The sequence below is a fragment of the Streptomyces sp. SID9727 genome (assembly GCF_010550605.1).
Taxonomy (GTDB): Bacteria; Actinomycetota; Actinomycetes; order Streptomycetales; family Streptomycetaceae; genus Streptomyces.
The window spans coordinates 36,102-62,311 of the sequence record NZ_JAAGNI010000172.1; the positions used below are offsets into that span (position 1 = coordinate 36,102).

The 26,210-nt window shown below is 71.2% G+C and carries 24 protein-coding genes and 2 pseudogenes; 22 read left to right on the forward strand and 4 right to left on the reverse strand.

Annotated elements, in window-relative coordinates; all coding sequences use genetic code 11:
• Positions 1–102 precede the first annotated feature (102 nt).
• From arc to prcA, 6 genes and pseudogenes are all read left to right on the forward strand, one after another.
• Positions 103–1,869, forward strand: a complete 1,767-nt coding sequence (arc, locus tag G3I41_RS11610; RefSeq protein WP_164400126.1) for a proteasome ATPase — start codon at positions 103–105, stop codon at positions 1,867–1,869.
• A gap of 240 nt (positions 1,870–2,109) precedes the next feature.
• Positions 2,110–3,621 carry a depupylase/deamidase Dop gene (dop, locus tag G3I41_RS11615; protein ID WP_164400127.1) on the forward strand — a complete coding sequence of 504 codons (1,512 nt, stop codon included), beginning with the start codon at positions 2,110–2,112 and terminating at the stop codon, positions 3,619–3,621.
• A gap of 130 nt (positions 3,622–3,751) precedes the next feature.
• Positions 3,752–3,970 carry a ubiquitin-like protein Pup gene (locus G3I41_RS11620; RefSeq protein WP_018103742.1) on the forward strand — a complete coding sequence of 73 codons (219 nt, stop codon included), beginning with the start codon at positions 3,752–3,754 and terminating at the stop codon, positions 3,968–3,970.
• A gap of 106 nt (positions 3,971–4,076) precedes the next feature.
• Positions 4,077–4,218: pseudogene (locus G3I41_RS11625) on the forward strand (recombination endonuclease VII); the annotation flags it as partial.
• Positions 4,170–5,018 (forward strand): proteasome subunit beta, encoded by an 849-nt coding sequence (gene prcB, locus G3I41_RS11630; protein ID WP_164400128.1) that lies wholly within the window; start codon positions 4,170–4,172, stop codon positions 5,016–5,018. The pseudogene G3I41_RS11625 and the gene prcB, both read left to right, overlap by 49 nt.
• Before the next feature lie 62 nt (positions 5,019–5,080).
• Positions 5,081–5,893 (forward strand): proteasome subunit alpha, encoded by an 813-nt coding sequence (gene prcA / locus G3I41_RS11635; RefSeq protein WP_164400129.1) that lies wholly within the window; start codon positions 5,081–5,083, stop codon positions 5,891–5,893.
• Between the two features lie 57 nt (positions 5,894–5,950).
• On the opposite strand, the gene G3I41_RS11640 is transcribed toward prcA, so the two are convergent.
• Entirely contained in the window at positions 5,951–6,988 is a 1,038-nt protein-coding gene (locus G3I41_RS11640) for a LacI family DNA-binding transcriptional regulator (RefSeq protein ID WP_164400130.1), read from the reverse strand.
• Between the two features lie 130 nt (positions 6,989–7,118).
• On the opposite strand from G3I41_RS11640, the gene G3I41_RS11645 reads away from it, so the two are divergent.
• The 12 genes from G3I41_RS11645 to G3I41_RS11700 all read left to right on the forward strand — a co-directional run bounded on the left by G3I41_RS11645 (position 7,119) and on the right by G3I41_RS11700 (position 19,194).
• A complete protein-coding gene (locus G3I41_RS11645) occupies positions 7,119–8,378 on the forward strand; it encodes an MFS transporter (RefSeq protein WP_164400131.1) in 1,260 nt (419 codons plus the stop codon).
• A 9-nt stretch (positions 8,379–8,387) separates the two neighbouring features.
• The gene (pafA, locus tag G3I41_RS11650; protein WP_164400132.1) at positions 8,388–9,749 is read left to right on the forward strand and encodes a Pup--protein ligase; all 1,362 of its coding nucleotides are present in this window, start codon (positions 8,388–8,390) and stop codon (positions 9,747–9,749) included.
• Between the two features lie 143 nt (positions 9,750–9,892).
• On the forward strand, positions 9,893–10,852 hold the full coding sequence (locus tag G3I41_RS11655) for an FKBP-type peptidyl-prolyl cis-trans isomerase (RefSeq protein WP_164400133.1): 960 nt from the start codon (positions 9,893–9,895) through the stop codon (positions 10,850–10,852).
• A 43-nt stretch (positions 10,853–10,895) separates the two neighbouring features.
• Entirely contained in the window at positions 10,896–11,270 is a 375-nt protein-coding gene (locus G3I41_RS11660) for an FKBP-type peptidyl-prolyl cis-trans isomerase (protein WP_164400134.1), read from the forward strand.
• 166 nt (positions 11,271–11,436) lie between these two features.
• Entirely contained in the window at positions 11,437–12,390 is a 954-nt protein-coding gene (locus G3I41_RS11665; RefSeq protein ID WP_164400135.1) for a WYL domain-containing protein, read from the forward strand.
• 14 nt (positions 12,391–12,404) lie between these two features.
• Complete coding sequence (locus G3I41_RS11670; RefSeq protein WP_164400136.1) at positions 12,405–13,361, forward strand: WYL domain-containing protein; 957 nt, start codon at positions 12,405–12,407, stop codon at positions 13,359–13,361.
• Positions 13,362–13,377: 16 nt separating this feature from the next.
• Entirely contained in the window at positions 13,378–13,656 is a 279-nt protein-coding gene (locus G3I41_RS11675) for a hypothetical protein (RefSeq protein WP_164400137.1), read from the forward strand.
• A 14-nt stretch (positions 13,657–13,670) separates the two neighbouring features.
• Positions 13,671–13,868 carry a hypothetical protein gene (locus tag G3I41_RS11680; RefSeq protein ID WP_164400138.1) on the forward strand — a complete coding sequence of 66 codons (198 nt, stop codon included), beginning with the start codon at positions 13,671–13,673 and terminating at the stop codon, positions 13,866–13,868.
• 222 nt (positions 13,869–14,090) lie between these two features.
• A complete protein-coding gene (tatA, locus tag G3I41_RS11685; protein ID WP_164400139.1) occupies positions 14,091–14,378 on the forward strand; it encodes a Sec-independent protein translocase subunit TatA in 288 nt (95 codons plus the stop codon).
• A 51-nt stretch (positions 14,379–14,429) separates the two neighbouring features.
• A complete protein-coding gene (gene tatC / locus G3I41_RS11690; RefSeq protein WP_164400140.1) occupies positions 14,430–15,380 on the forward strand; it encodes a twin-arginine translocase subunit TatC in 951 nt (316 codons plus the stop codon).
• A gap of 17 nt (positions 15,381–15,397) precedes the next feature.
• Complete coding sequence (locus G3I41_RS11695; RefSeq protein WP_164400141.1) at positions 15,398–16,315, forward strand: diacylglycerol kinase; 918 nt, start codon at positions 15,398–15,400, stop codon at positions 16,313–16,315.
• A 44-nt stretch (positions 16,316–16,359) separates the two neighbouring features.
• Positions 16,360–19,194 (forward strand): DEAD/DEAH box helicase, encoded by a 2,835-nt coding sequence (locus G3I41_RS11700; protein ID WP_164400142.1) that lies wholly within the window; start codon positions 16,360–16,362, stop codon positions 19,192–19,194.
• A gap of 249 nt (positions 19,195–19,443) precedes the next feature.
• Here the strand turns inward: G3I41_RS11700 and G3I41_RS11705 are convergent, their stop codons facing one another.
• From G3I41_RS11705 to G3I41_RS11715, 3 genes are all read right to left on the reverse strand, one after another.
• Positions 19,444–19,890, reverse strand: a complete 447-nt coding sequence (locus G3I41_RS11705; protein WP_203600761.1) for an SPW repeat protein — start codon at positions 19,888–19,890, stop codon at positions 19,444–19,446.
• 186 nt (positions 19,891–20,076) lie between these two features.
• Positions 20,077–20,724, reverse strand: a complete 648-nt coding sequence (locus G3I41_RS11710) for a fasciclin domain-containing protein (RefSeq protein ID WP_164400143.1) — start codon at positions 20,722–20,724, stop codon at positions 20,077–20,079.
• Between the two features lie 110 nt (positions 20,725–20,834).
• A complete protein-coding gene (locus G3I41_RS11715) occupies positions 20,835–22,379 on the reverse strand; it encodes a molybdopterin-dependent oxidoreductase (protein ID WP_164400148.1) in 1,545 nt (514 codons plus the stop codon).
• A 230-nt stretch (positions 22,380–22,609) separates the two neighbouring features.
• Here G3I41_RS11715 and G3I41_RS11720 point away from each other — a divergent pair, with 230 nt between their 5' ends.
• From G3I41_RS11720 to G3I41_RS11735, 4 genes and pseudogenes are all read left to right on the forward strand, one after another.
• Positions 22,610–23,884, forward strand: a complete 1,275-nt coding sequence (locus G3I41_RS11720) for an FAD-dependent oxidoreductase (RefSeq protein ID WP_164400144.1) — start codon at positions 22,610–22,612, stop codon at positions 23,882–23,884.
• Positions 23,881–24,603: a DUF1365 domain-containing protein gene (locus G3I41_RS11725; RefSeq protein ID WP_164400145.1), complete on the forward strand. Its 723-nt coding sequence runs from the start codon at positions 23,881–23,883 to the stop codon at positions 24,601–24,603. The genes G3I41_RS11720 and G3I41_RS11725 overlap by 4 nt, the downstream gene beginning before the upstream one ends.
• Positions 24,600–25,883: a cyclopropane-fatty-acyl-phospholipid synthase family protein gene (locus tag G3I41_RS11730; protein ID WP_164400146.1), complete on the forward strand. Its 1,284-nt coding sequence runs from the start codon at positions 24,600–24,602 to the stop codon at positions 25,881–25,883. The genes G3I41_RS11725 and G3I41_RS11730 overlap by 4 nt, the downstream gene beginning before the upstream one ends.
• Positions 25,880–26,210, forward strand: a pseudogene (locus tag G3I41_RS11735) (SAM-dependent methyltransferase); the annotation flags it as partial. The gene G3I41_RS11730 and the pseudogene G3I41_RS11735, both read left to right, overlap by 4 nt.

Consider the following 26,210-nt stretch of genomic DNA (forward strand, 5'->3'; position numbering starts at 1 on the left):
GATCGGACACACCTCACAGTCTTTGTGATCTAGGGGTTTCAATCACCACCCACGCAGGTAGGGTCAGGAAGCGTCCAGCTCCCCTTGGAGGAGGTGAGGACCGTGGCAGCCCACGACGACGACATCAACCGCGGCATCCGGCCCGGGCGGGGGTCCGACGACCCAGCCGGCCAGGTCGCCTATCTCGAGCAGGAAATCGCCGTCCTGCGACGTAAGCTCGCCGACTCTCCGCGTCATACGAGGGTTCTCGAAGAGCGGATCGTCGAATTGCAGACCAACCTCGCAGGCGTGTCCGCCCAGAACGAACGACTCGCCAGCACGCTCCGCGAGGCCCGCGACCAGATCGTGGCCCTCAAGGAGGAGGTCGACCGGCTCGCACAGCCGCCGGCCGGCTTCGGGGTGTTCCTGCAGGCGAACGAGGACGGTACCTGCGACATCTTCACCGGGGGCCGCAAGCTCCGGGTGAACGTCAGCCCCAGCGTCGCACTCGAAGACCTCAGGCGCGGCCAGGAGGTCATGCTCAACGAAGCGCTCAACGTGGTCGACGCCATGGAATTCGAGCGTGCCGGGGACATCGTCACCCTCAAGGAGATCCTTGAGGACGGCGAACGCGCCCTGGTCATCGGGCACACCGACGAGGAAAGGGTGGTGAGGCTCGCCGAGCCGCTGCTGGACATCACCATCCGCCCCGGCGACGCCCTGCTGCTCGAACCCCGGTCCGGCTACGTCTACGAAGTCGTGCCCAAGAGCGAGGTCGAGGAACTCGTCCTCGAAGAAGTGCCGGACATCGACTACGACAAGATCGGCGGCCTGGGCGACCAGATCGAGCTGATCCGCGACGCGGTCGAGCTCCCCTATCTCCACCCCGACCTCTTCAAGGAGCACGAGCTCCGCCCGCCGAAGGGCATCCTGCTCTACGGTCCGCCCGGCTGCGGCAAGACGCTCATCGCCAAGGCCGTCGCCAACTCCTTGGCGAAGAAGGTCGCCGAAGTCACCGGACAGCCCGCCGGCAAGAGCTACTTCCTCAACATCAAGGGCCCCGAGCTCCTCAACAAGTACGTCGGCGAGACCGAGCGCCACATCCGCCTGGTCTTCCAGCGTGCCCGCGAGAAGGCGAGCGAGGGCACCCCCGTCATCGTCTTCTTCGACGAGATGGAGTCGCTCTTCCGCACCCGTGGATCGGGCGTCAGCTCGGACGTGGAGAACACCATCGTCCCGCAGCTGCTCGCCGAGATCGACGGCGTGGAGGGCCTGGAGAACGTCATCGTCATCGGCGCCTCCAACCGCGAGGACATGATCGACCCGGCGATCCTGCGCCCGGGCCGGCTCGACGTCAAGATCAAGATCGAGCGCCCCGACGCGGAGGCCGCGAAGGACATCTTCGCGAAGTACCTGACGCCTTCGCTGCCGCTGCACTCGGACGACCTGGCCGAGCACACCGGCTCGAAGGAAGCCGCGGCGCACGCCATGATCCAGTCGGTCGTCGAGCGGATGTACACCGAGTCCGAGGAGAACCGCTTCCTCGAGGTCACGTACGCCAACGGCGACAAGGAAGTCCTGTACTTCAAGGACTTCAACTCCGGCGCGATGATCCAGAACATCGTGGACCGGGCCAAGAAGATGGCCATCAAGGCCTTCCTCGACCACGGCCAGAAGGGCCTTCGCGTCTCCCACCTCCTCCAGGCGTGCGTGGACGAGTTCAAGGAGAACGAGGACCTGCCGAACACCACCAACCCGGACGACTGGGCCCGTATCTCCGGCAAGAAGGGCGAGCGGATCGTCTTCATCCGCACGCTCGTCACCGGAAAGCAGGGCGCGGACACCGGCCGCTCCATCGACACGGTGGCCAACACCGGTCAGTACCTGTAGAAGGCGTACCGGCTGCGGATGCCCGGCCGGGCATCCGCAGCCGGTTGCTTTCCGGCCGTCCGCGGGCGACACCGCGGCAATGACGACGCGATTGATCTCCCCACCGGCACGCGGGCGTTCTAGGCTCAGGCGTACCACCCGTTCACGCAGCGCGGGACGGGCAGACCGCGCACGCACCGAACAAGCAGCGGTACTTGAGCGCCGCCCCGGAAGGGAGCGCCGCCGGGCAAGGAGGGCCGCATGACCGTACGGCGAGTAATGGGCATCGAGACGGAGTACGGGATCTCCGTCCCCGGACACCCCAACGCCAATGCCATGCTCACCTCGTCCCAGATCGTCAACGCCTACGCGGCGGCGATGCACCGGGCGCGCCGCGCCCGCTGGGACTTCGAGGAGGAGAATCCGCTGCGGGACGCGCGAGGCTTCGACCTCGCCCGCGAGACCGCCGACTCCAGCCAGCTCACGGACGAGGACATCGGCCTGGCCAATGTCATCCTCACCAACGGGGCCCGGCTCTACGTGGACCACGCGCACCCCGAGTACAGCTCCCCGGAGATCACCAACCCCAGGGACGCGGTCCTCTGGGACAAGGCCGGCGAGCGGATCATGGCCGAGGCGGCCGAGCGCGCGGCGCAGCTTCCGGGCGCCCAGCCGATCCACCTCTACAAGAACAACACCGACAACAAGGGCGCCTCCTACGGGACGCACGAGAACTACCTGATGAAGCGGGAGACCCCGTTCTCGGACATCGTGCGCCACCTGACGCCGTTCTTCGTCTCGCGCCAGGTGGTCACCGGCGCCGGACGGGTCGGGATCGGCCAGGACGGCGGCGAGCACGGCTTCCAGCTCAGCCAGCGCGCCGACTACTTCGAGGTCGAGGTCGGCCTGGAGACCACGCTCAAGCGCCCCATCATCAACACCCGCGACGAGCCGCACTCGGACGCCGAGAAGTACCGCCGGCTCCATGTGATCATCGGCGACGCCAACCTCTCCGAGATCTCGACGTATCTGAAGCTCGGCACCACCTCGCTCGTCCTGTCCATGATCGAGGACGGCTTCATCAACGTCGACCTGGCCGTCGACCAGCCGGTGCGCACCCTGCACCAGGTCTCCCACGACCCCGGGCTCCAGCAGCTGATCACGCTGCGCAGCGGCCGGACACTCACCGCGGTGCAGCTCCAGATGGAGTACTTCGAGCTGGGCCGCAAGTACGTCGAGGAACGGTACGGGGCGGACGCCGACGAGCAGACCAAGGACGTCCTGAGCCGGTGGGAGGACACCCTGAACCGGCTGGAGAACGACCCGATGAGCCTGGCCGGTGAGCTGGACTGGGTGGCGAAGCGGCAGCTCATGGAGGGCTACCGGCGCCGCGACGGCCTGGACTGGGACGCCGCCCGGCTGCACCTGGTGGACCTGCAGTACGCGGACGTACGGCAGGACAAGGGGCTGTACAACCGTCTGGTGGCCCGCGGCCGGATGAAACGCCTCCTGGACGAGCGGGAGGTCGAGCGGGCCCGGACGGCGCCTCCGGAGGACACCAGGGCGTACTTCCGCGGCCGCTGTCTCGAACAGTACGCGGACGACGTCGCCGCGGCCTCCTGGGATTCGGTGATCTTCGACCTGCCGGGCCAGGACTCCCTGCAGCGCGTACCCACGATGGAGCCCCTGCGGGGCACCCGGGAGCACGTGAAATCCCTGCTGGACCGGTGCCGCACGGCGCAGGAGCTGGTCCAGGTCCTCTCGGGCGGCTGAAAGCGCCTGAAAGGGCTCCCGGCTGGGAATCATTCCGATGACCTCCGGACGTTGAGACAAGTACCGGGCCAATGTCGGACCCCATGGGTAGGGTCTGATCAAGTGCTTCGAACCGAGCGGGGTGAGCTAGATGGCGACCAAGGACACCGGCGGCGGACAGCAGAAGGCGACGCGCTCCACGGAGGAGGTCGAGGAGCAGGCGCAGGACGCGCAGGCTTCCGAGGACCTCAAGGAACGCCAGGAGAAGCTGAGCGACGACGTGGACGACGTCCTCGACGAGATCGACGACGTGCTCGAGTCGAACGCCGAGGACTTCGTTCGAAGCTTCGTTCAAAAGGGCGGCGAGTAACCGGCCCGGAGCAGGAGCCCCGCGGTGTGCGGCACGGGCTGTCAGCCCGTGCCGCACACCGCGGGCACCGGACCGCGCTACCGGTCCGATTGCCCCCGTCTTCGATGTGGATCACCGTCACCGGGCGGGTAGGGTCCGGAGCGTAACGTGCTTCAACTGCAATTCGGCGCAGGGCCGTCGCATACCTGGAGGGAAACGCGTGGAAGCCAACACTCGTAGCACCGGGCGTCTACCAGCTGCCTTCCTGACGCCGGGATCGTCCTCCTTCATGGACTTCCTGTCCGACCAGGCGCCGGAGATGCTGCCGGGCAACCGGCAGATGCCGCCCATGAAGGGCGCCGTCGAGGCGCCGCACGGCACGACGATCGTGGCCGCGGCCTTCCCCGGCGGCGTCGTCCTGGCCGGTGACCGGCGGGCGACCATGGGCAACATGATCGCGCAGCGCGACATCGAGAAGGTCTTCCCGGCCGACGAGTACTCGGCGGTGGGCATCGCCGGTACGGCGGGTCTCGCCGTGGAGATGGTCAAGCTCTTCCAGCTGGAGCTGGAGCATTTCGAGAAGGTGGAGGGCGCCCAGCTCTCCCTGGAGGGCAAGGCCAACCGGCTCTCCACGATGATCCGGAGCAACCTGGCGATGGCCATGCAGGGCCTCGCCGTCGTCCCGCTCTTCGCCGGTTACGACATCGACCGCGAGCGCGGACGCATCTTCAGCTACGACGTCACCGGCGGGCGTTCCGAGGAGCACGTCGGCTACGCGTCCACGGGTTCCGGCTCGATCTTCGCCCGGGGCTCGATGAAGAAGCTCTACCGCGAGGACCTGACGGAGGAGGAGACGCTGACGCTGGTCGTGCAGGCGCTGTACGACGCGGCCGACGACGACTCGGCGACGGGCGGTCCGGACGTGGGCCGCCGCATCTATCCGATCGTCACCGTCATCACGGACGAGGGCTTCCGGAAGCTGACCGACGCGGAATCCTCCGAGATCGCCCGCTCGATTCTGGAACGCCGTCTGGAACAGCCCGACGGCCCGCGCGCCGCGCTGCTCTGAGCACGCGTCCGTATCCAGCTTCTTCGATGCTCCCGCCACTGACAGAAAGGGACGGATAGCCGGTGTCGACGCCGTTCTATGTCTCACCTCAGCAGGCCATGGCCGACCGGGCGGAATACGCCCGGAAGGGCATCGCCCGCGGTCGCAGCCTGGTTGTGCTGCAGTACGCCGACGGAATTGTGTTCGTCGGCGAGAACCCGTCCCGTGCGCTGCACAAGTTCAGCGAGATCTACGACCGGATCGGTTTCGCCGCCGCCGGCAAGTACAACGAGTACGAGAACCTCCGCATCGGCGGAGTCCGCTATGCGGATCTGCGCGGTTACACCTACGACCGCGACGACGTGACGGCCCGTGGGCTGGCGAACGTCTACGCGCAGACGCTCGGCACCATCTTCTCCAGCGCGGCCGAGAAGCCGTACGAGGTGGAGCTCGTGGTCGCCGAGGTGGGCGCCGAGCCCGAGGGCGACCAGATCTACCGGCTGCCGCACGACGGCTCGATCGTGGACGAGCACGGCTCGGTCGCGGTCGGCGGCAACGCGGAGCAGATCAGCACCTTCCTCGACCAGCGCCACCGCGACGGGATGTCGCTCGCCGAGGCGCTGAAGCTGGCGGTGCAGGCGCTGTCCCGCGACCCCAACGGCAGCGAGCGGGAGATCCCCGCCGACCGGCTGGAGGTCGCGGTCCTGGACCGCACACGGCCGCAGCAGCGCAAGTTCAAGCGGATCGTCGGCCGGCAGCTGGCCCGGCTCCTCGACGCGGAGGCCGCCGCGTCGACGCCGACCGACGCCCCGTCCGACGCCGAGGACGGCGACACCGCCTCGGACAGCCCCACGGCCACGACCGACACGACGGATTCCGGCGGCGACGTGGAGTAGCGACCGCCGCTCCGGCCCGCCGAGCCCCGGCCCGCCCGCAGGCGGACCGGGGCTCCGTCATGCGCCCGCGCCTCCCGGCACCGGCCCCGTCGAGCCCCGGACGACCAGCCGCACCGGCAGGCTGCCCGGCTCGGCGGCCCGGCCGTCCAGGACCGCCAGCAGGGCGGCCATACCGCGCTCGCCGACCCGCACGGCGGGCAGCCGGACCGTGGTCAGCTCCGGCTCCACCGCGGTGGCCAGGGCCAGGTCGTCGAAGCCGGTGACCGAGAGGTCGTCCGGCACCCGCAGCCCGAACCGTCGGGCCGCCTTGCACGCGCCCGCCGCCAGGATGTCGTCGTCGCAGACGATCGCGGTCGGCCGGGGCCCGGGCAGCCCGAGCGCGTGTTCCGCCGCGTCCCGCCCCGCCCGTACGTCCAGCTCCGAGGTCACCGTGCGGACCGCGGTGCCGGGGGCCCGGCGCAGCTCCTCGCGCAGGGCGTCCGCCCGGCAGACGAAGGTCCAGGTGTCGACGGCCGAGGCGAGGTGGAGGAAGCGCCGGTGGCCGAGGGCGAGCAGATGGCGGGCCACCTGGCGCATCCCGTCGGCGATGTCGAGGTTGACCCGGGCCGCGGGCCCCGGCGCCGAGGGGTCGCTGTCCAGCATCACGAGGGGGACGTCCGCGCCGTGCAGGGCGTCGAGCGCGTCGGCGGCCATGGAGGAGGCGATGACCCCGTCCAGCGCGGCCCGGGCCGACGGAAAGGGGTCGCGGGCCGGTCCGGTGCCGTCGGGGGAGGGGTAGAGGACGACCCCGAAGCCGTGCTCGGCGGCGACCGCGGCGGCCCCGGTGTACACCTGGGCGAAGAACTCGTTGGTGAGGGCCGGGACGACCAGGAGGGCCGTCCGGGTGCGGCCGAGGCGCAGATTGCGGGCGGCGAGGTTGGGCCGGTAGCCCAGGCCGCGGGCGGCGTCGCGGACCCGGCCCGCGGTGGACTCGGAGACCCGGCCCCGCCATTTCTCGCCGAGCACCAGCGAGACCGTGGCCTGGGAGACGCCGGCGGCCCGGGCCACGTCGCGGCTGGTGGGCCGGGGCGGGCCGGGGGGTGCGGGGCTGGTCACGCGGGCCTCCGGGCCGTTCGGTTCAGGCCCGTGAGGTGGACCTGGGGACGGGCTCATGGTACGTATGAACCCGGAAGTTATACGTAAAACCTCGCAGCCCGCACAGGCGCCCGAGGGAGAGGGGCGGGACATGGCCGCGGGATATCTGGACATCCTCCGGGCGCGGCACGCCGCCAGGCTGCTGACGGGCACCCTGGTGGGCCGGCTGCCGAACGGCACCGCGAGCATCGCGATCGTGCTGTTCGTCCGGGCCGAGGGCGGCAGCTACAGCGTCGCCGGCGCGCTCGCGGCGGTGTACGGGCTGGCCACGGCGGTCGGGCAGCCCCTGCTCGGCCGGGCGGTGGACCTGTACGGGCAGCCGCGCGTCCAACTGCCCGCCGCCCTGGTGTCCGCGCTCGGTATGGCCCTCCTCGCCGTGGCGGGGACCGGCTCGCTCCCGCTCGCCTACGCGGCGGCGGCCGTGGCCGGTCTCTTCACGCCCCCGTTGGAGGGCGGCCTGCGGGCGCTGTGGCCGAGCGTGCTGGGCGGTGAGGACCGGGTGCACCGGGCCTATGCCATGGACGCCGTCGCGCAGGAGGTCATGTTCACGGCGGGCCCGCTGCTCGTGACGCTGCTGACCGCCCTCTGGTCGCCCGCCACGGCGCTGCTCGTCATCAACGCGATCGGGGTGCTCGGCGCGCTGTCGGTCGTGCTCTCCGAGCCCTCGCGGGCCTGGCGCTCCGCCCCGCGCGAGGCGCACTGGCTGGGCGCGCTGCGCTCGCCCGGACTGCTGGCGCTGCTCGGCTCGTTCTTCTTCGTGGGCCTGGCGCTGGGCTCGATCACCGTGGCCGCCATGGCGTACGCCGACGACCAGGGGCGGGAGTCGGTGTACGGCTGGCTGATGGCCGCGCTCGGCCTCGGTGCCCTGATCGGCGGGGCGGTCTACGGGGCGCGGCAGTGGGCGGGGGCGCCGGAGCGGCGGCTGCGGGTGATCGTGGCGCTGCTCGCGGTGGGCTATCTGCCGCTGGTGCTGACGCCCGGCCCGGTCGCGATGACCGTGCTGGCGGGCGTCTCCGGGGTGTTCCTCGCGCCGGCCGTCGCGTGCTCGTTCATCGTGGTCGACCGGCACGCCCCGCGCGGGACGGTGACGGAGGCGTTCTCGTGGCTCGTGACGACCTTCGGGGTGGGCGCGGCCGTGGGGACCGCGGTGGCCGGTCCGGCCGTCGAACTGGGCGGGACGGCGTGGAGCTTCGCGGTCGCGGGGGCCGGTGGAGTGGCGGCGCTGCTGGTGCTGCTGGCCACCGGAAGGGTGCTCGCGGCTCCGCCCCGTACCGCCGTGGCGGTGCGAGGATCGGAAAATGATCGAAACGGTGCCGTCGAACCCGGTTTCAGCTCGGGCCATCAGGCGTAATGTTCAGTCATGGACCGCCGCATTTTCGGGCTGGAGAACGAGTACGGCGTCACGTGCACGTTCAGGGGACAGCGCCGACTGTCTCCTGATGAAGTGGCGCGCTACCTCTTCCGCCGTGTTGTGTCATGGGGCCGCAGCAGCAATGTCTTTCTGCGGAACGGCGCCCGCCTCTACCTCGACGTGGGATCGCATCCGGAATATGCAACCCCCGAATGCGACAACCTGACCGAGCTGGTCACCCACGACAAGTCCGGCGAGCGCATTCTCGAGGGCCTGCTCGTCGACGCCGAACGCCGCCTGCACGAGGAGGGAATCGCCGGCGACGTCTATCTCTTCAAGAACAACACCGACTCGGCGGGAAACTCCTACGGCTGCCACGAGAACTATCTCGTGGCCCGGCACGGGGAATTCTCCCGCCTCGCGGACATCCTCATTCCCTTCCTCGTCACCAGGCAGCTGATCTGCGGCGCCGGCAAGGTGCTCCAGACCCCGCGGGGCGCGGTCTACTGCGTCAGCCAGCGTGCCGAGCACATCTGGGAGGGCGTCAGCTCCGCGACGACGCGTTCCCGCCCGATCATCAACACCCGCGACGAGCCGCACGCGGACGCGGAGCGCTACCGCCGCCTCCACGTCATCGTCGGGGACTCCAACATGTCCGAGACGACCATGCTGCTCAAGGTCGGCGCGACCGACCTGGTGCTCCGCATGATCGAAGCGGGCACGGTGATGCGGGACCTGACCCTGGAGAACCCGATCCGGGCGATCCGCGAGGTCAGCCACGACCCCACCGGTCAGCGCAAGGTCCGCCTCGCCAGTGGCCGGGAGGCGTCGGCCATAGAGGTGCAGCGCGAGTACTACGAGAAGGCCGTGGACTTCGTGGACCGCCGCGGCATCCGCACGGGCAACGTCGAGCGCGTCCTCGAACTGTGGGGCCGCACGCTCGACGCGATCGAGGCCGAGGACCTCGACCGGATCGACACCGAGATCGACTGGGTCATGAAGTACAAGCTCATCGAGCGGTACCGGGCCAAGCACAACATGACCATGTCGAACCCGAGGGTCGCGCAGATAGACCTCGCCTACCACGACATCCACCGCCGGCGGGGGCTGTACTACCTCCTGGAGCGCAAGGGGCAGGCCGCGCGCATCTGCAACGACCTGAAGATCTTCGAGGGCAAGTCGGTGCCCCCGCAGACGACCAGGGCGCGGCTGCGCGGGGACTTCATCCGGCGGGCCCAGGAGCAGCGGCGGGACTTCACCGTCGACTGGGTCCACCTCAAGCTCAACGACCAGGCGCAGCGCACGGTGCTGTGCAAGGACCCGTTCCGGTCGGTGGACGACCGGGTGGAGAAGCTGATCGCGGGTATGTGAGGCGCAGGGTACGCCCCGGCGCCCGGTGCGACTCGGGCCCCGTACGTTCCTCGTACGGGGCCCTTCGTACGGCCTAGAGTGGCGGGGTCCCGGAACCCCTGGGGCGTGTCCCCCACATATGCCGTCTGAGATCTGAGGAACCAGTGCGCCGACTTGCCGGCCTTCTCGTCGTCCCCCTGCTGATGTTGTCGTCAGCGGCCTGCGGCAGCGACGACAAGGGCTCCGACTCCGCTTCCGCCTCCGCGTCCGCCCCCTCCAAGGGCGGTTTCCCCGCCATCACCGCGGGCGCGAAGTTCGGCGAGAAGCCCACCCTGGCCAAGGGCACGGGTACGCCCCCCAAGGAGCTGAAGACCAAGGTCATCAGCGAGGGCGACGGCGCGAAGCTGAAGAACGGCGACGTGACCCAGGTCAACTACCTCGGCCAGGCGTACGACTCCACCGAGCCGTTCGACAACAGCTTCGACCGCAAGCAGCCGTTCGACCTGACGCTCGGCGCGGGCATGGTCATCCAGGGCTGGGAGAAGGGCCTGGTCGGCCAGAAGGTCGGCAGCAGGGTCCAGCTCGTCATCCCGCCGGACCTCGGTTACGGAGCCCAGGGCCAGGGCGACATCAAGCCGAACGCCACCCTGGTCTTCGTCGTGGACATCCTGAAGGCGAAGCAGATTCCGGCCTCGGCCAAGGGCACCGCGGTCGCCCAGGACAACACCGACCTCCCCAAGGTGGGCACCAACACCGACGGCAAGGCGCCGAGCGTCACCATTCCGAGCAAGGTCGACCCGCCCAAGAAGCTGGTCTCCGACTACGTGCTGGAGTCCAAGGGCGACGTGGTCAAGGAGACCGACTCGGTCGTCGTGAACTACGTGGCCAAGATCTGGAAGAGCGGCAAGGAGTTCGACAACACCTACACCACGGGCAAGACGCAGACCTTCCCGCTGGCGCAGGTCACCCTCAAGGGTCTGAAGGACGGCCTGGTCGGCAAGAAGATCGGCAGCCGGGTGCTGCTGGTCGTGCCGCCGGACCAGGGTCTCGGCGACAAGGAGCAGTCGGGCGTGCCCGCCAACTCCACGCTGGTCTTCGCCGTGGACCTCCTGGCGAAGATGTAAGACTGTCCCGGTTGCCCAGTTCATCAGTAAGAGGAGCAAGTCAGTGAGCATCGAGAAGCCCGAGGTCGACTTCCCGGGTGGCGAGCCGCCGGCCGATCTGGAGATCAAGGACCTCTGGGAGGGTGACGGCGAGGAGGCCAAGCCCGGCCAGTTCGTCTCCGTCCACTACGTGGGTGTCGCCTTCTCCACGGGCGAGGAGTTCGACGCCTCGTGGAACCGCGGCAAGCCGCTGCAGTTCCAGCTCGGTGCCGGCCAGGTCATCGAGGGCTGGGACAAGGGCGTGCAGGGCATGAAGGTCGGCGGCCGCCGCCAGCTGATCATCCCCGCGCACCTCGCCTACGGCGACCGCGGCGCCGGCGGTGGCGCGATCGCCCCGGGTGAGACGCTGATCTTCGTCTGCGACCTGGTCGCCGTCTGATCCGCGCGCGGTAGCAGCAGGGCCCGTACCGCGAGGTGCGGGCCCTCGTGCCGCGGCGGGCGACGATTGCCCCGTCGCGATCGTTGCCCGCCGCGGCACTGGCTTTTGTCCGGACACCCCGGGGCGGTACGGTCGAGCGTCGTAGAGCACGAGGGAAAGGGCGTCGATGGCGATTGCCAAGGCCGAGCGGCTGATGAACCTGGCGCTGTGTCTGCTGGGGACCCGGCGCCCGCTCAGCAAGCGCGAGCTGCGCGCCTCCATCGAGGCGTACCTCGAAGCGGCTTCCGACGACGCCTTCAACCGGATGTTCGAGCGGGACAAGGACGACCTGCGCGAGCTCGGCCTGGTCATCGAGACCGTGGAGAACCTGGACGGCGACACCGGCTATCTCGCCCGCCGCGACAGCAACCGGCTGCCGCCCATCACGCTGGACGCCGAGGAGGCCGCCGCGCTCGGCCTGGCCGCGAAGGTCTGGCAGCAGGCCCGCCTCGCCGGCGCGGCCAGCGGGGCCCTGCAGAAGCTGCGGGCGGCCGGGATGCCCGAGGCCGAGGACGCCTACGAGGTGCACAGCGCCCTCGAACCCCGCATCCCCGTCCACGAGGCCGCGTTCGAACCCCTGATGCTGGCCTGCCGCGACCGCCGCCCGGTGACCTTCGACTACCGCAAGGCCAACGCCGCCCAGCCCGAGCAGCGCCAGGTCGAGCCGTGGACCCTGGAATGCTGGCGCGGCCACTGGTATCTCGCCGGCTGGGACCGGGAGCGGGGCGCCGAGCGCGTCTTCCGGCTCTCCCGGATCACCGGAAAGGTGCGCTCCCGGGCCGGCGCCTTCACCGCCGAGGTGCCCGACGTGGTCACCGTCCGCGAGACCGTGGAGAGCTGGGCCGGCGAGACGGCCACCCGGACCGCCCTGATCAGGCTCCGCACCGACTCCGGCTACCCGCTGCGCGCCCGGGCCCTGTCGGTCCGGGAACTCGGGAACGGGTGGGACGAGTTGGAGATCCCGTACGGACACGGCCTGGACGCCTGGCTCGTGGAATTCGGGCCCGACGTCGTCGTGACCGGACCCGAGGACCTGCGGGCCGACGTGGTGGACCGGCTGCGCGCCGTGGCCAAGGACTGAGGGGACCGTAATCCATGGCCACGAACGCCATCGACCAGACGCGCCGGATGCTCTCCCTGGTGACGTACCTCCGTGAGCGCCCCGGCGCCCACGTCCAGGACGTCGCCCGGGCCTTCGGGATCACCGAGGACGAGCTGATCTCCGACCTGGACGTGCTGCCCATGTGCGGGACCAGCTTCCGGGGCGGCGACCTGCTCGACATCGACACCGACGGCGACCGCATCTGGTGGCACAACGCGGACGACGTCGCCGAACCGCTGCGGCTCGCCGCCGACGAGGCGACGGCCCTGCTGGTCGCCGCCCGTGCCGTGGCGACCCTGCCCGGGCTGCGCGAGAGCGACCGGCAGGCGCTGCTGCGGGCCACGGCCAAGCTGGAGACCGCCGCCGGAGAGGTGGGCGCCGCCAGCTCACGGCTCTCGGTCACCTTCGAGTCCGAGGGCGGCGTCTTCGCCGAGGTGGACCGGGCCATCTCGGAGCGGCGCCGGCTGTGGCTGCGCTACTACTCGCCCGCCCGCGACGAGCTCACCGAGCGCGAGGTGGACCCGATCCGGCTCTTCGCCGTCGGCCACACCTACATGGAGGCGTGGTGCCGCTCGTCCGAGGACCGGCGCACCTTCCGCCTCGACCGGGTCGCCGAGATCCGGCTGCTCGACGAGCCCGCCGCCCCGCCCGAGCTGGAGCTGCGGGACCTGTCCGAGGGGCTGGTCCAGCCGGCCGCCGAGGACCCGGAAGTCGTCATCGAGGTCGGCCCCGGCGGGCGCTGGGTCGCCGAGTACTACCCGCACGACCGGGCGGAGGAGCGGCCCGACGGCGGTCTGCGGATCACCCTGCGCTCCCCGGACCCGGCCTCGCTGCGCCGGCTCGCGCTGCGGCTCGGCCGGGAGGGGCACATCGTCTCGCCCCCGGAGCTGGCCGAGAGCGCGCGGAGTGCGGCGCGGGCGGCGCTCGCCGCGTACGACGGCACGGCCTGAAGGGACGGCTGCAGACATGGGCCACCTGTCCGCGCTGCCGGGCCGCGCCGCCGTACCGACCGCGGCGGTGCCGGAGTCGGCGCGCTTCAAGGCCGCCTGCCCCGACTGCCGCGCGCGGTCCGAGCTGGCGGCGGCGGAGTTCCGGCTGGTGATCGGCGCGACCAGCCGCACCACCTTCTACTCCTTCACCTGCCCCGACTGCGCCGCGTGCGTCCGCAAACCGGCGGGGGAGCGGATAGTGGAGCTCCTCACCGACGGCGGCGTACGGACGCTGCGCCTGCACACCGGCTCCTGAAAGGCTCCTCGCGCATGTTCTGGCCCATGCTCGCCATCGCCCTGGGATTCCTCGGAATCGCCGTGCTCGGCGTGCTCGCCATCAGGGTGTTCGTCGAGGCCCAGCGCCTCGGCAACCAGGTGACCCGCACCACGGAGCGCATCAACCGCGCCGCCGACGACCTGGAGCGCGCGGCCGAACGGCTCGCCGCCACGGGAAAGACGCTGCCCTAGAGGCCCCGTAGACGCGGCCTCCTGTTTCCAGGGCCCGGGAGGTACGCTGCTGCAAGACGGCCCAGGCAGGGAGGTGCGGGCCGCAATCGAAAGTATGCACGGGCATTGCCTCGCGTTTACTCCCGCGGGTTACGATCGCTGCCGGCGCATCGTCGGACGTGTATCCGCCACTCAAGGGCAGCGAGCCCACCTCCAGCCGCCTCAGCCAGAAGGAAGCACACCATGGGCAATCTGAAGCCTCTCGAGATCGTATTGATCATCGCTGTCATCCTGCTGTTGTTCGGCGCCAAGAAGCTTCCCGACATGGCCCGTTCGCTGGGCAAGTCGGCCCGCATCCTCAAGAGCGAGGCCAAGGCCATGAAGAAGGACGACGAGCCGACGGCCGCCGCCACCACGGACGCCGCCGCCGACCAGGGCACCCAGCAGGCAGCGCGTACGATCCAGGCCGCGCCCGGTGACGTCACCAGCTCCCGCCCGGTGAGCGAAGCGAAGCCCACCACCCAGAGCTGACCGCGCTGACGGACTCTTCCGTCAGCCGCCGCACGAGACGAGGGAAGTGGGTTGCTCAAGTCTGCCCGCAAGCAGGAGAAGGACAGCGAGGGGCGGATGCCTCTCGCTGATCACCTGCGAGAGTTGCGTAACCGACTGTTGGTCGCCGTCGTGGCGATCCTCGTGATCACCACGGTCACGGCCTTCTTCTACAACGACCTGATCAGCTTCCTGATCCATCCGGTCCTGGAGTCGGTCGGTTGCGCCCATGGTGAGACGAGGCAGTCCAACGGCAACCCGTGCGCCGAGATGACGGTGCAGGGCTTCGTCGCGCCCTTCTCCATCGCCCTCAAGGTCTCACTCATGGCGGGAGTGGTGTTCTCCACCCCGGTCTGGCTCTACCAGCTGTGGGCGTTCCTCGCCCCCGGCCTGCACAAGCACGAGAGGCGCTACGCGCTCAGCTTCGTCGGCATCGGTGTCCCGCTCTTCCTGGTCGGCGCCGCCCTCGCCTACATCCTGATGCCGCAGACGGCGGCCGTGCTGCAGGAATTCACCCCCGACGACACGAAGCCCCTGCTGCCGATCGACGACTACCTCAACATCGTCACGCGCATGGTGGTCGTGTTCGGCCTCGCCTTCGAGCTGCCCCTGCTGCTCGTCCTGCTGAACTTCACCGGGATACTCACGGCCAAGCGGCTCGGCTCCTGGTGGCGCGCGATGGTCATGGGCATCACGGTCTTCGCCGCGGTGGCCACGCCCACCGGTGACCCGCTCACGATGCTGACGCTGGCCGCGCCCATCGTGCTGCTGTACTTCCTCGCCCTCGGCATCTGCGTCGCCAACGACCAGCGCCGGAAGCGGAAGAACCCGGACGCCGACCTGGACGACGACGAGGCGTCGCAGCTCGACCTCACCCCCGAGGACATCGGCGACATGGAACAGGTGTCGGCGTCGCCCACGCTGCCCGGCCAGGCCGACGGCGGACGGTCCTCGGCGCGCGACGGTTACGACGACATCACCTGACCTTGTAGGGTCCCCGGGTGACCAGCGAGATCACCCTCTTCGTCAATCCCACCGCGGGACGCGGCCGGGGCGCGCGAGCCGCGCAGCCGGCCGCTTCCGCGTTGCGGGAGGCCGGCTTCTCCGTACGCACGATCCTCGGCGAGGACGCCGGTGACGCGCTGCGCCGGGCCCGGGACGCGGTCGCGGAGGGCACGGGCGCGCTCATAGCCGTCGGCGGGGACGGGCTCATGTCGCTGGCCCTCCAGGCGGTCGCCGGGACGCTCACCCCGCTCGGCGTGGTGGCGGTGGGGACGGGCAACGACTTCGCGCGCGCCCTGGGCCTGCCGGTACGCGACCCGCAGGCGTCGGGCCGGCTCGCCGCCGACGCGCTCAAGGGCCGGGCGCCCGTGCGCGAGATCGACCTCGGCCGGACCGGGGAGCGCTGGTTCGGCTCCGTGCTCGCCTCCGGCTTCGACTCCCGGGTCAACGACCGGGGCAACCGGATGCGCTGGGTGGGCGGCCGCTTCAAGTACGACCTGGCGATCCTCGCCGAGCTGGCCGCCTTCAAGCCGGTCACGTACCGCATGGCGCTCGACGGCGGCCCCGCGCGCGAGATCCGGGCGACGCTCGTCGCGGTCGGCAACGGCACCTCGTACGGCGGCGGCATGCGCATCTGCGCGGACGCGGACATGGCTGACGGCCTCTTCGACATCACGGTGGTCGGTGAGTGCAGCCGTACGACCCTGCTCAAGGTCTTCCCCCGGGTGTACAGGGGGACCCACCTCAGCCACCCCGTCGTCACCGTGCACCGGGCCTCGTCGGTCACCCTCGAAGCCGTCGGCGTCACCGCGTACGCGGACGGCGAACCGCTCGGCGCGCTTCCGCTGACCGCCGCCTGCGTGCCGAAGGCCGTACAGGTGCTGGGGGCCGCCCCGGCCTCTGTCATGGGCGATTAAAGATCGCGTCACTGTCAGAGGGGGCGGGTAGGCTCGACAACAAGATGACAGAGGACCTCTCACCAGCTGAGCGCTACCAGGCTTCCCGGCTCCGGGCGGCCGAGCAGGCGACCGCTCTCGGGCCGTTCCGCGAGATGTACGACTTCGATCTCGACCCGTATCAGATCGAGGCGTGCAAGGCGCTGGAGGCCGGGAAGGGCGTGCTCGTCGCCGCCCCCACCGGCTCGGGCAAGACGATCGTCGGCGAATTCGCCGTGCACCTCGCCCTGGAGCAGGGCCGCAAATGCTTCTACACCACGCCGATCAAGGCCCTGTCGAACCAGAAGTTCGCGGACCTGGCCCGGCGCTACGGCTCCGACAAGGTCGGCCTGCTCACCGGTGACAACAGCGTCAACGCGGACGCCCCGGTCGTCGTCATGACCACCGAGGTCCTGCGGAACATGCTGTACGCGGGCTCCCAGGCGCTCAACGGCCTCGGACACGTGGTCATGGACGAGGTGCACTACCTCTCCGACCGCTTCCGGGGCGCCGTCTGGGAAGAGGTGATCATCCACCTCCCCGAGTCGGTCACCCTGGTCTCCCTGTCGGCGACCGTGTCCAACGCGGAGGAGTTCGGCGACTGGCTGGACACCGTGCGCGGTGACACCGAGGTGATCGTCTCCGAGCAGCGGCCCGTTCCGCTCTGGCAGCACGTGCTGGCCGGCCGCCGGATGTACGACCTCTTCGAGGAGGAGACCGACCACGGCGGCCGCGGCACCGGCCGCCGCGAGGTCAACCCCGACCTCGTCCGCCTCGCCCGCATGGAGAACCAGCGCGGGTACAACCCCCGCGACCGCCGCCGCGGCAAGATGGTCCGCGAGGCGGACCGCGAGCGCGAGCGGCGCCAGCGCAGCCGGATCTGGACTCCCTCGCGGCCCGAGGTCATCGACCGGCTGGACGCCGAGGGGCTGCTCCCCGCGATCACGTTCATCTTCAGCCGGGCCGCCTGCGAGGCAGCCGTCCAGCAGTGCCTGCACGCCGGGCTCCGGCTCAACGACGACGACAGCCGCCGGCTGGTGCGGGAGATCGTGGAGGAGCGGACGGCGTCCATCCCGTCCGAGGACCTGCACGTCCTGGGCTACTACGAGTGGCTGGAGGGCCTGGAGCGGGGCATCGCCGCGCACCACGCCGGGATGCTGCCCCGCTTCAAGGAGATCGTCGAGGAGCTGTTCGTCCGGGGCCTCGTCAAGGCGGTCTTCGCGACGGAGACGCTGGCCCTCGGCATCAACATGCCCGCCCGCTCGGTGGTCCTGGAGAAGCTCGTCAAGTGGAACGGCGAGCAGCACGCCGACATCACCCCCGGCGAGTACACCCAGCTCACCGGCCGGGCCGGGCGGCGCGGCATCGACGTCGAGGGCCACGCCGTGGTGCTCTGGCAGCGGGGCATGGACCCGGGCGCCCTGGCCGGGCTCGCCGGGACGCGCACCTATCCACTGCGCTCCAGCTTCCGTCCGTCGTACAACATGGCCGTGAACCTGGTGCAGCAGTTCGGACGGCACCGCTCGCGCGAGCTCCTGGAGACCTCGTTCGCGCAGTTCCAGGCGGACCGCTCGGTGGTGGGGATCTCCCGTCAGGTCCAGCGCAACGAGGAGGGCCTGGAGGGCTACCGCGAGGGCATGACCTGCCATCTCGGTGACTTCGAGGAGTACGCCCGGCTGCGCCGCGACCTCAAGGACCGGGAGACGGAGCTGGCCAAGCAGGGGGCCTCGCAGCGGCGGGCCGCCGCCGCCGCGTCCCTGGAGAAGCTGAAGCCCGGCGACGTCATCCACGTCCCGACCGGCAAGTTCGCCGGTCTCGCGCTCGTCCTCGACCCCGGACTCCCGGCCGGCCGCACCAACGGGCACGGGCACCGCGGCATGGAGTACCACGACGGGCCCCGCCCGCTGGTGCTGACCGCCGAGCGGCAGGTGAAGCGGCTCGCCTCGATCGACTTCCCGGTGCCCGTGGAGGCCGTGGAGCGGATGCGGGTGCCCAAGTCGTTCAACCCGCGCTCGCCGCAGTCGCGCCGGGACCTGGCCTCCGCGCTGCGGAGCAAGGCCGGGCACATCGTCCCGGACCGGCACCGCAGGGGGCGCGCCCCCGCCGCCGACGACCGGGAGATCGCGCGCCTGCGGGCCGAGCTGCGCGCCCACCCCTGCCACGGGTGCGACGAGCGCGAGGACCACGCCCGCTGGGCCGAGCGCTACCACCGGCTCCAGCGCGACACCCGTCAGCTGGAGCGCCGCATCGAGGGGCGCACCAACACCATCGCCCGCACCTTCGACCGGATCGTGGCCCTGCTCACCGAGCTGGACTACCTCCGCGGCAGCGAGGTCACCGAGCACGGGCGGCGTCTCGCCCGGCTCTACGGCGAGCTCGATCTGCTGGCGAGCGAGTGCCTGCGCGCCGGCGTCTGGGAGGGGCTGAACGCGGCGGAGCTCGCGGCGTGCGTCTCCGCCCTGGTGTACGAGGCGCGGCAGGCCGACGACGCGGTGGCGCCGAAGCTGCCGTCGGGGCCCGCGAGGACCGCGCTGGGCGAGATGGTCCGCATCTGGGGGCGGCTCGACGCCCTGGAGGAGGACTTCAAGATCAACCAGGCGGAGGGGGTGGGCCAGCGGGAGCCCGATCTCGGCTTCGCCTGGGCGGTGTACATGTGGGCGTCCGGCCGCTCGCTGGACGAGGTGCTGCGCGAGGCGGACATGCCGGCCGGTGACTTCGTGCGCTGGTGCAAGCAGGTCATCGACGTGCTGGGCCAGGTGGCAGCAGCCGCGCCCCGGGAGAACAGCTCGGTGGCCAAGAGCGCCCGCAAGGCGGTCGACGAGGTGCTGCGGGGCGTCGTCGCGTACAGCTCCCTGGGCTGAGACACGCGGAAGCCGGCCGGGCGCGCGGTCCGGTCGGCTTCTGTACGGGGTCCCTTCCCCGGGGAGGGCCGGCTAGGGCGTGTTTCGAAAGTAGCGCCGTCCGCCCGTAGGGCGGGTCCGGCGGCGTCTGGTGCGTGCGATCGCAAGGCGGAGGGTCGCCCCGATACTGGTTGTATCGGGGTGATCCCGACAACGCGGCGAGCGTGCGTGCCAGGCGTCGCCGGACAGGCGGGACTTTCGAAACACGCCCTAGGACCGGCCGCCTCGGCTCATTTTCATCGACGCGCCCGCGCAGACCAGTCCGAGCAGTGCGGTCAGTCCGCCGATGATGACGTTGTTGAGGATGACGCCGGTGTCCGGGCTGCTGCCCACCACCCAGGGCGAGATGATCATCCAGGCGCCCATGGCGCAGATGGCCCAGCTCAGGCCGTACATCCGCTGCGGCATCGCGGTGAACCCGAGGCCGAGCACGGCGATCGCGATGCCCATGACCAGGTTGTGCGTCACCAGCGCGGACTGCGAGGTGGTGAAGTGCAGCACCCACGGAGACACGGCGCAGTAGAGGCCGACCAGGAAGACCGGCGCGTCCACGAGCGCCACGTCGCGGCCGCCCATCACGCGTGCGTAACGGTCGCTCATTTCCGACATGTCGGGGTGCCCGGCCATGTCGTGGCCGGCGTGCGAGACGTTTGACATGAGTTTCGTCCCCTTCGGATCGCGCGGACCCGGTCACCGTTGTGCGCGGGAAGTGGCCCGCACTGACCATTCTGCTCTTATTCGTCGCTTATGTGCAGCTTCGAGGCGATGTGATGTCCGCAGGATCCGCACCGGCCGGCCGGTGGCCTCGCGGTGGGCCGGGGGGGCCCACCGCGAGGAGAGCGGTCAGGCGGCCGGCGGCATCAGGACCGTGTCCACGATGTAGACCGTGGCGTTGGCCGTGGGGACGTTGCCGCAGACGATCTTCGACGCGTCGTTGACGGTGTACGTCATGTCCGAGCCCGAGGTCGTCAGCGCACCCTTCTCCAGGGTCTCGAACGAACCCTTCTCCAGCTGCTCCGGCGTCAGCTTCTGGCCCACCACGTGGTACGTGAGGACCTTGGTGAGCGCGGCCTTGTCGGCGAGGAGCTTGTCGAGGTCGGCCTTCGGGACCTTGGCGAAGGCGTCGTTGGTCGGGGCGAACACGGTGATGTTCTGCGCGTTGTTGAGCGTGTCCACCAGGCCGGCCTTCTTGACCGCGGTGACCAGGGTGGACAGGGCCGGGTTGTTCGAAGCCGCCGTGGCGACGGGGTCCTTCGCCATGCCAGTGAAGGAGCCCGCTCCGCTCTTCGGGACCGAGGCGCAGGCCGGGCCGAAGGGCTTGTCCGTGTCCATGGACTTCTCGGCGGACGGCGAGGCCGGGGCCTTCGCGGAGCTCGCGCTCGACCCGGACGCGCTGTCCTTGGAGTCGTCGGAACAGGCCGTCAGGGCCAGCGGCAGGACAAGCGCGGCGGACAGCGCGACGGCGGCGCGGCGGGCGTGGATGACCTTCATGGTGTTCTCCTGTATGGGTAACCGATTGATTGCGTACGGTAATGGGACAGGGGTGCGCGCGGCCCGGACGGACGGTGCGCATGTCGGGGGGAGGCGGCGGGACCGCGTGTTCAGGACACGTCGACCACCACCGAGTGCCGGCCGGTGGCCCCGTTCGGCACGGTGCCGGCGCGGCGGGCGGTCTGTGTGGCGCCGGTCCCGTCGGTGGCGCGGACCTCCAGGGTGTGGCTGCCCGGGGTGGCCGGCCACTCCCACACCCACTGGCGCCAGACGTCCCGGCCCGCCGGCGCCGCGAGCCGCGCCGGGTGCCACGGGCCGCCGTCCACCCGCACCTCGACCCGGGTGATGCCCCGGTGCTGGGCCCAGGCGACCCCGGCGACCGGCACCGTGCCCGCCCTCGGGGACGCGAAGGGGCGCGGGGTGTCGATGCGGGCCTGGGTCTTGACGGGCGCCCGCCGGGACCAGGTCCGCTTCACCCAGTACGCGTCGTACGCGTCGAAGGCGGTCAGCTCGATGTCCTTGATCCACTTGCAGGCCGACACGTATCCGTACAGGCCGGGGACGACCATCCGGACCGGGAAGCCGTGCTCGAAGGGCAGCGGCTCCCCGTTCATGCCGAAGGCGAGCAGCGCCTCGCGGCCGTCCATGACGTCCTCGACCGGGGTGCCGATCGTCATGCCGTCCACCGAACGCGCCACGAGCTGGTCGGCCGGACCGCCCTCGGACGGGGGCCGTACCCCCGCCTCCCGCAGCAGATCCGCGAGACGCACGCCGAGCCACCGGGCGTTGCCGACGTACGGCCCGCCCACCTCGTTCGAGACACAGGTCAGCGTGATGTCGCGCTCGACGGCCCTGCGGCCCATCAGGTCCCGCAGACTGAGCGTCAAGGGCCGGGACACCCCCCTCCCGTGGATCCGCAGCCGCCATGCCCCGGCGTCCACCCGGGGCACGACCAGGGCCGTGTCGACACGGTAGAAGTCCTTGTTGGGCGTGACGAACGGGCTGAGCCCTCGGATCCCCAGCTCCGCACCGGCCGGTACGGCGGGGGCGGGCGAGGCGGGCGCGGGGAGCTTCAGATCGCGCCGGGACGCCTCCGCCCCGGCCTGCACGGCCGAGGTGAGGCGCCGCCCCAGCAGCCCGGCCCCGGCGGAGGCCACCGCAGCGATGCCCGCCGCGACGACGAAGCCGCGCCGGTCGAAGCCTCCGGCCGGCCGCTCCCCGTACGAGCGGGCCGGATACAGCCGCCCGGACAGCAGATACAGCACCCCGGCACCGGCCAGCGCGCCCGCCACGGACGGCAGCGCGTCCGAGACCCGGCCCTCGGGCCGTCCGACCGCCGCCACCGCCCCGACCGCGCCGAAGACCAGCACGGCCGCCGAGCCGGCGATCCGGTGGCGGAGCGTCAGCAGCCCGACGGCCACGGCGAACAGCGCCAGGATCGCCAGGATGCCGAGCTCCAGGACCAGCTTGTCGTTGGTCCCGAAGTTCCGTACGGCGAAGTCCTTGAGCGCCGGGGGAGTGCGGTCGATCACCGCACCGCCCACCGCCGTCACCGGACCCGCCTCGGGCCGCACGACCGCCGCCGCCAGCTCGGCGACGGCCAGGGAGGCGAACCCGGCGATCACCCCGCTGAGCGCGGCACAGGCCGCGCGCAGCGCTCGGGATCGCCGGGGCTCGGTGGCCCCGGTCTCCGGATCGTTCCGCTCTTCACTCACGACGGGGATTCGGTGCCGGGTGCCGAGCGGATGGGTCTGTCACTCGATCGGATGAACGCAGGGTTCCGCCAATCCGACCAATGACCGGCAACGAATCACTTTCCAAACAGGCATCCGCCTCCCCCTCCGTCCTCGGGGAAGGGCGTCGGGGCCGATCCGGAAGGAGCGCGATGAGCGACAGGCGGCGACGCACGGCCGTCGTGGGCAGCGGGGTGGCCGGGCTGACGGCCGCCCACATCCTGCGCAGAGCCCACGACGTGACCCTGTTCGAGGCGGACGACCGGATGGGCGGCCACGCGCACACCCACGACCTGCCCGGGGCCGACGGCCGCGTCCACCAGGTCGACTCCGGCTTCATCGTGCACAACCGGCGCACCTACCCCCACCTGCTGCGGCTCTTCGCGGAACTCGGCGTGCCCACGCAGGAGTCGGAGATGAGCATGTCCGTCCGGTGCGAGGGATGCGGCCTGGAGTACGCGGGGGCCCGCGGCCCGGCCGGTCTCCTCGCCCGCCCGGCGTCCTTGCGCGACCCCGCCTATCCGCGGATGCTCGCCGCCGTGCCCCGCTTCCACCGGCTGGCCCGGCGGCTGCTGCGGGACGGCGGGCCGGACGCGGACACGCTGACGCTGGGGGAGTTCGCGGCGCGCGGGCGCTTCTCGCCGTACTTCACCGCGCACTTCCTGACGCCCGTGGTGGCGGCGGTCTGGTCCTGCGACCCGGTGACCGCGATGCGCTACCCGGCCCGCTACCTTTTCCGCTTCCTCGACCACCACGGCATGCTCACGATCGGCGGCTCCCCGGTCTGGCGGACCGTCACCGGAGGCTCCCGCGCCTATGTGGAGCGCGTGACCAAACAACTCTCCGCCGTCCGCACCGCCACCCCGGTCCGCAGCGTCCGCCGGCACGCCGACGGGGTCGAGATCACCACGGAGGACGGCACCGCCGAACCCTTCGACCGCGTCGTCGTCGCCACCCACCCCGACCAGGCCCTCCGCCTCCTCTCCGACCCGACCGAGGACGAGAGCCGCGTCCTGGGCGCCTTCCGCTACTCCCGCAACGCGACCCTGCTGCACACCGACACCCGGCTGTTGCCCACGGCGCCCAGAGCCCGCGCCGCCTGGAACTACCTGATGCCGGACTGCGCCGCCGACGCCTCCCACGTCACCGTCAGCTACGACATGAACCGGCTCCAGCGCCTCGACGCCCCGGAGACCTTCGTCGTCACGCTGAACGGCGCCGATCGCGTCGCGCCCGGACTCGTCCGGGCCCGGATGGTCTACGAACACCCCGTCTACACCCCGGAGTCCGTGGCCGCCCAGGCCCGCCTCCCCGCCCTGTCCGGGCCGGTCACCGCCTACGCGGGCGCCTACCACGGCTGGGGGTTCCACGAGGACGGCTGCCGCTCCGGCGCCGAGGCCGCGGCGGCCCTGGGGGTGGACTGGTGAACGCCCTCTACCCGTGCACGATCACCCACATACGGACCGCGCCCAGCCGGTACGGCTTCCACCACCGCACCTACCTGTGGCTGACGGACCCCGACGGGCCCCCGCCGCTGCCGCGCGCCCTGCGCTTCCTCGCCCGCTTCGACGCCCGCGACCACTTCGGCGGCACCGCCCCGACCATCCGGGCCGGGCTCGTCCGCTTTCTGGCCGCGCGCGGCATCGACCTCGCCGACGGCACCGTCCTCATGCTGAGCCAGGCCCGGGTCCTCGGATACGTCTTCAACCCCCTGACCGTCTACTGGTGCCGGCGTGCCGACGGCACCCCGCTGTGCACGGTCGCCGAGGTGCACAACACGTACGGCGAACGCCACTGCTACCTGCTGCGCCCCGACGACCGGGGGCGGGCGGTCACCAGCAAGGAGTTCTACGTATCGCCGTTCTTCGGCACCGACGGCGAGTACTGGATGCGGCTGCCGGAACCCGGCCCCGAACTGCGCCTGACGGTCCACCTGGAGCGGGCGGGGACCCGCCCGTTCACCGCGACCGTCAGGGGTGAACGGCGCCCGGCGACCGCCCGGATCCTGCTCGCCCTCGCCCTGCGGCACCCCTGGTCCACGGCCGTCGTCTCCGCCGCCATCCGGCTGCACGGCATACGCCTCTACCGGCGCGGGCTGCCCGTCCGGACCCGCCCCCACCACCGCACCCAGGAAGGCATGCGATGACCGCCTCCACGTTCCGTACCCCGGCCGTGCCCTCCCTCGCCACGGGCCCCGGCATCGACCCGGCACGCTGGCCGGACGTCGTGACCCGGCCCCGCGCCTCCCGGCTGCGGACGGCCGTCGCCGAGCGGATCGTCCGGCGCGCCCTGGCCAGGCTGCCGCTGCGCGTCCGGTTCGGCGGGCGCGAGGACGTCGGGCTCGGCGGGCCGCTGATGGACGTCCACGACCCAGACGCCTTCTTCCGCAGGATCGGCGCGGCCGGGCTCATCGGCTTCGGCGAGTCGTACATGGCGGGGGAATGGGACGCGCCCGACCCCGTCGGTGTCCTGACGGTCCTGGCGGGAGAGGTCGCCACCCTGGTCCCGCGGCCCCTGCAACGGCTGCGCGGACTGTGGGCGCGCCGCCACCCCGAGGCCCAGACCGGCACCCGCGAAGGGGCTCGGACCAACATCAGCCACCACTACGACCTGTCCAACGACCTGTTCGCGCTTTTCCTGGACGAGACGCTCAGCTACTCGTCCGCGCTCTTCCGCGGCTTCCCCGCCGAACCGGCCCTCCTTCCCGCCGCCCAGCACCGCAAGATCGACCGGCTGCTCGACCTCGCCGCCGTCGGCCCCGGCACCCGGCTCCTCGAGATCGGCACCGGCTGGGGCGAACTCGCGATCCGTGCCGCCGCGCGCGGCGCCCACGTCGTCTCCGTCACCCTCTCCCGGGAACAGCGCGACCTGGCGCTCCGGCGGATCGCGGCGGCGGGCCACGCGGACCGGGTCGACGTCCGGCTGTGCGACTACCGGGACGTCGGGGGGAGCTACGACGCGATCGTCAGCGTCGAGATGATCGAGGCGGTCGGCGCGGAGTTCTGGCCCGTCTACTTCCGCACCCTGGACCGGCTGCTCGGCCCCGGCGGCCGGATCGCGCTCCAGGCCATCACCATGCCCGACGACCGCATGCGGGCCGGCCGGTCCACCTTCACCTGGATCCAGAAGTACATCTTCCCGGGCGGCCAGCTCCCGTCCACCGAGGCCATCGACCGGGTCACCGCCGACCGCACCGGGCTGCGCGTCGAACGGTCCGACGGCTTCGGCACGCACTACGCCGAAACGCTGAGGCTGTGGCGCGAACGCTTCATCGAAGAGGCGGAAGCCGTCGACGCCCTCGGCTTCGACGCGACCTTCCGCCGCATGTGGACCCTTTACCTCGCCTACTCCGAAGCGGGCTTCCGCTCCGGCTACCTCGATGTGCGGCAGCTGCTGCTGACCCGTCAGGAACAGGAAACGGCATGACACTCACCGGCAAGCACCCCGCCCACGGGGCCGCCCAGCGCATCGAACCCCTGGCCGAGCAGCTGTTCGGCGGCCGGCTCCCGGTCCGGGTGCGCATGTGGGACGGCAGCGAGACCGGCGCCGCCGACGGCCCCCTGATCCACGTCCGGGGCCGCCGCGCCCTGCGCCGCCTCCTGTGGGAACCGGGTGAACTCGGCCTCGCGGAGGCGTACATCGCCGGGGACATCGACATCGAGGGCGACCTCGCCGAGGGCCTGCGGGCGGTGCGCCGGGCCGTGCGCGAGCGCGGGCTCGCCGCACCTCGCCCCCGCCTCTCCGACCGGCTGC